Genomic DNA, 4,083 nt, shown 5'->3' on the forward strand with positions numbered 1-4,083 from the left:
CCGGACCGCCTCCCAGCGGTCTTGAAGGTTCGTGTGATGCCGGCGAGTGGGTGGAGACCAGCGGACCCGTCGATGGCGTGGAGCTGTTCCGGGCGGGGTTGCGCGGCCACCCGTACAGCCGGCACCGGCACGACGTGTACGCCGTCGGAGTCACCGAAACGGGGGCGCAGGCGTTCCACTACCGGGGCGCCGTGCGGCGCAGCGCCCCGGGACAGGTCTTCGTGCTGCATCCCGATGAGCCGCACGACGGCTGGGCCGACGGGCCGGACCTCCTCGGCTACGCGCAGATCTACGTCGCACCGGCCCGAATCGCGGACGCCCTGCCGGCCATCACAGGACGACCGACTTCCTTGCCCTTCGCGGCCCCCGTGGCCGACGACCCGGTCCTCGCGCGCACGATACGGGCGGCGTTCGACTCGACGGCCGAGCCATTGGCGCTCGATGCTCTGGTCTTGGAGATCGCCGAGGGCCTGCTCCGGTGCAGCGCAGGCACCCGCGTTCCTGACCGGCCCGGCCGTGTCGACCTGCCCGCCCTCGAACGCGGCCGAGAGTTCATGGACAGTCGTCCGGCAATCGTGCGCTCAAGCGAGCTGGAGGCGGTGACCGGCCTTGACCGCTATCAGTTCGCACGCCAGTTCCGTGCCCTATACGGCACCAGTCCCTACCGATACTCGGTCATGCGCCGTCTCGACCTCGCCCGCGAGAAACTGCGCATGGGCAGGCCCCTGGCGGAGACGGCTTTCGCAGTCGGCTTCGCTGACCAGGCCCACTTCACCAGGATGTTCAAGGCAGCGTTCGGCATGACACCAGGACGCTACGCAAGGCTCTGCAGAGCACCAGACCAGGATCCAGGGTCCTAACGGGCGCCAAGCAGCCGGAAACCACTTGGCCGTTGAGGGTCTGTTTCTTGGGCCGAGTGGCCGGGCGCCGGGGCCGCCAGTATGGGGACGGTCAGCTGCTTGCGGGAGCGGCGCCGGTGAAACGGGCGACGGCAACACGCCCGTTGCGTAGGGATCGACTGTGCTTGGCGGGTGAGCCGAGGTCGTGGGCGAGTTGCAGCAGGTCGGCGTCCTGCTCAACGGCGAAGCCCCGCGCGGCCAAGAGTTCGGCCATCCCGGCGGGCGTCCACGCCGAGCGCCACGGTTCGTCCGCGGTGGGGGTCTCGATGCGCCCGATGCGGGCGACGAGATTGGCCAAGCCCCGGCCGAGGCCGGCCGTCAGGGAAGGGGTCTGGTAGTTCACCACCAGGACGCTGCCTTCGGCCGACCGGCGCGCCAGCGCGGTCGCAGCCGTCGCCACGTCGGCCTTGCGCAGGTAGGGCACGACTCCCTCCCAGAGCCAGACTGTCGGTGCCGTCCGATCATGCCCGGCGGACTCAAGGGCGGCATCCAGCGGCTGGGTGGTCAGGTCGACCGCGGCGAACACCAGGTGCCGGGTCACGGGGCTGAGCTCCGAGGCACGGGCTTGCGCGTCGGCCTGGGTGGCGGGGTGGTCCACGCAGAACACCGTCGCCGTCTCCAGGGCCGGCAGGCGCCATGGCCTGGTGTCCAGCCCGGCGCCGAGCAGGACGACCTGCTTGCAGTCCCCATCGGTAACGGCGCTGGTCACCGTGTCGTCGATCATCACGGTGCGGGGCACCACGATTTCGGCGCAGGCCCGGACGGATTCCACCGCCCACCGCTCCCGGCCGCCATCCGGGCCAGGGGCGGCGTCTGCCCGTGCCGCGTCCACCGGCTTCAACTCCTCGGGCCGAAGCAACTGCCTGGCCACCGGATCGCTGAACCGGCCCACGGCCCACCGGCCATCCGCCACCGCACGCCCCTGGCACACGAAGACCGCCGTCCGACTGGCTCCGCCTGATTTCACGGCACCTCCTCACGACCATGATCGCATCCATCGCCCACCACCGGGAGCAACGCACAAGCGGCATGAGCATGTGCTCGGTGACGGTTGCGATGGGGTGGCTCTCGGGTCTCTAGACTCGGTTCCGTGCTCAGACTCGGATTCCCTGTGATCGGCGTGACCGACATCCCCCGCGCCGCGGCCTTCTGGACGGCGGCGCTGGACCTTGTTTCCGTATCGGAGAAGGAAAGCCCGCGCTGGAGGACGCTGGAGCACGCAGACGGGTCCGGCCCGGCATTGGGTCTCATGCACAGCGAGTCGCCGGTCGAGCCCCATCCCCGTCTGCACCTCGACCTGTTCGTGGACACCACAGAGGAGCAGGAATCCGAGGTCGCGCGTCTGATCGGCCTTGGAGCGAGCCGAGTCGACTGGGACCTCTACCCACCGGATCCGGACTTCGTCGTCCTCGCAGACCCGGACGGAAACCGGTTCTGCGTCGTAGATCTGAGCCAGGCAGAGTCCGGCTCGAATTAACGCACCGGCGGAAGAAGCTGAAACCGGGCGGAACGTCATGATCCCGGACAGCCTGTGAGCAGAGCCGTGGAGCCATGCCGTGGCGGAGGTTCTCCGCCGAGTGTTCCGGAAGGTGATCGACGATGACGGTGTTATGGCGATCGCGTGGCCGTTCGAAAAGATGACACGCTTTCTGGTAATGATCTAGCGGCAATATCGACATGATCGAGGAAATCCGGCGGGCCGGCCGTGACCTCATGTTCTGATGAATGCGGCGGGAGGAGACTTTTCGAACAGCGGGGAAGGTCGACAACATGGGCCATGGGGTGCTTCGTGCCATCGCGGCGATCGGAATGGTCGCGGCGCTCACGGCGGCCGGACGTTCTCCGGCGGCAGACGAGCGACGTGACGCGGTGCTGGTCGACGAGGCGTTCACCGGGGCCACCGCGGACACCCGCTTCGTCGGGTACGGGGCCGCCTGCCTGACGGGTGCTCCACGAGGCGGGAAGGTCGAGGAAGCCGCGAACCATCCGCTCGGCGGCTGCCATCCGGACCCGGCCGGCCCCGTCCCGCCGGTGGGTGCGGCGCCGCACGGCTATCTGCAGCTCACCGATGCCCACTTCGAAGAGACCGGCGCCGTGCTCTTCGACTCGCCGGTCCCGGTGCAGGACGGTCTTGAGGTGACGTTCGAGCAGTGGCAGTACGGCAGCACCACGCGGACGCCCGCCGACGGGATCTCCTTCTTCCTCACCGACGGCGCCGAGCGGCTCACCACTCCGGGCGCTTTCGGCGGAAGCCTCGGCTACGCCCAGAGACTGCCGGACGACAGCCCGGGCGCCGACTTCGTTCCCGGTGTCGCAGGCGGTTACCTCGGCATCGGACTCGACGTGCTGGGCGACTACGTCGGGGACGGAGAAAGGCGCGGGAACGGCTGCCGGCGGCGTTCCCCGGCGGGCACGTCGTTTCAACCGCCTCCTCCCGGGCCCAACGTCGTGACCGCCCGCGGTCCAGGGAACGGCGCCGAAGGATACTGCGTCCTCGCCGCCACGATGGGCGAGAAGACGTCCACCGGAACCTGGCGGTCGACGCTACCGGGCCGACTCCACGGCGAGTTGGCGGCCATGCCCGCCGGTGTCGCGCCGACGCGGGCCGAGGCCCTGCTGGAACCGGTCAAGCGGATCGTCCGTGTCGCCATAGCGCGCGAGCCGGACCCGGTCGTGACGGTCGACGTCGATTTCCAGGACGGAGGGGGCTTCCGCCAGGTTCTACGCTTCCCCGCCCCCGAGCCCATCCCGGACACCGTCAGGTTCGGGTTCGCCTCGTCTACAGGACCGCTCACCGACGTGCACCTCATCCGCCGGGTCACGGTCCGTTCCTGACATCTCCCGCCGGGCCTGGAAACGGCCCCTGCGTCAGGGAGTGCTGGTCTCGTCCTGCTGCCCGACGATGGGAGTGCGGGCCGCTGGAAAGAAGCAGGCAAAGGACTGCTGTGTTGCACCCATACGGGTATGGCGCTGGTCGCAGCATCGCCGCCATGCCCGCTCCCGTCCTCTGCAGGGCGGCCGAGTGCTGCTGTCACCCGCACTCGTCCTCGATCCCGAGTAGCACAAGGTTGTGCCCGCAGACTAAAGACGTGTGCGCTTATTTGTAACACATGTTCAGCCGCAGCCCGCATCCTTAATACGGGACTCAACGCCGGTCAGATCGGCGTTTCCGGACTGCAAAGTG

General features: G+C 68.8%; 4 protein-coding genes. 3 read left to right on the plus strand and 1 reads right to left on the minus strand.

The features are described from left to right. The coding region (locus ACIWVC_RS34195) for a helix-turn-helix domain-containing protein (protein ID WP_396455152.1) at nucleotides 1-860 on the plus strand (860 nt) is incomplete at its 5' end. 91 nt (nucleotides 861-951) lie between these two features. Here the strand turns inward: ACIWVC_RS34195 and ACIWVC_RS34200 are convergent. Continuing rightward, nucleotides 952-1,866, minus strand: coding sequence for a class I SAM-dependent methyltransferase (locus ACIWVC_RS34200; RefSeq protein WP_396448624.1), 915 nt, complete (start codon nucleotides 1,864-1,866; stop codon nucleotides 952-954). Nucleotides 1,867-1,989: 123 nt separating this feature from the next. On the opposite strand from ACIWVC_RS34200, the gene ACIWVC_RS34205 reads away from it, so the two are divergent. Both ACIWVC_RS34205 and ACIWVC_RS34210 read left to right on the plus strand, forming a co-directional pair. Next, the gene (locus ACIWVC_RS34205; RefSeq protein WP_396448622.1) at nucleotides 1,990-2,376 is read left to right on the plus strand and encodes a VOC family protein; all 387 of its coding nucleotides are present in this window, start codon (nucleotides 1,990-1,992) and stop codon (nucleotides 2,374-2,376) included. A gap of 293 nt (nucleotides 2,377-2,669) precedes the next feature. Then, on the plus strand, nucleotides 2,670-3,734 hold the full coding sequence (locus ACIWVC_RS34210) for a hypothetical protein (protein WP_396455154.1): 1,065 nt from the start codon (nucleotides 2,670-2,672) through the stop codon (nucleotides 3,732-3,734). Nucleotides 3,735-4,083 lie beyond the last annotated feature (349 nt).

It is taken from the genome of Actinomadura sp., from assembly GCF_044508335.1.
Classification (GTDB): domain Bacteria; phylum Actinomycetota; class Actinomycetes; order Streptosporangiales; family Streptosporangiaceae; genus Spirillospora.

Bases quoted from the DNA above. Each gene is read 5' to 3' on its own strand.
- ACIWVC_RS34210 (WP_396455154.1), top strand. From the start codon at position 2,670: ATGGGCCATGGGGTGCTTCGTGCCATCGCGGCGATCGGAATGGTCGCG.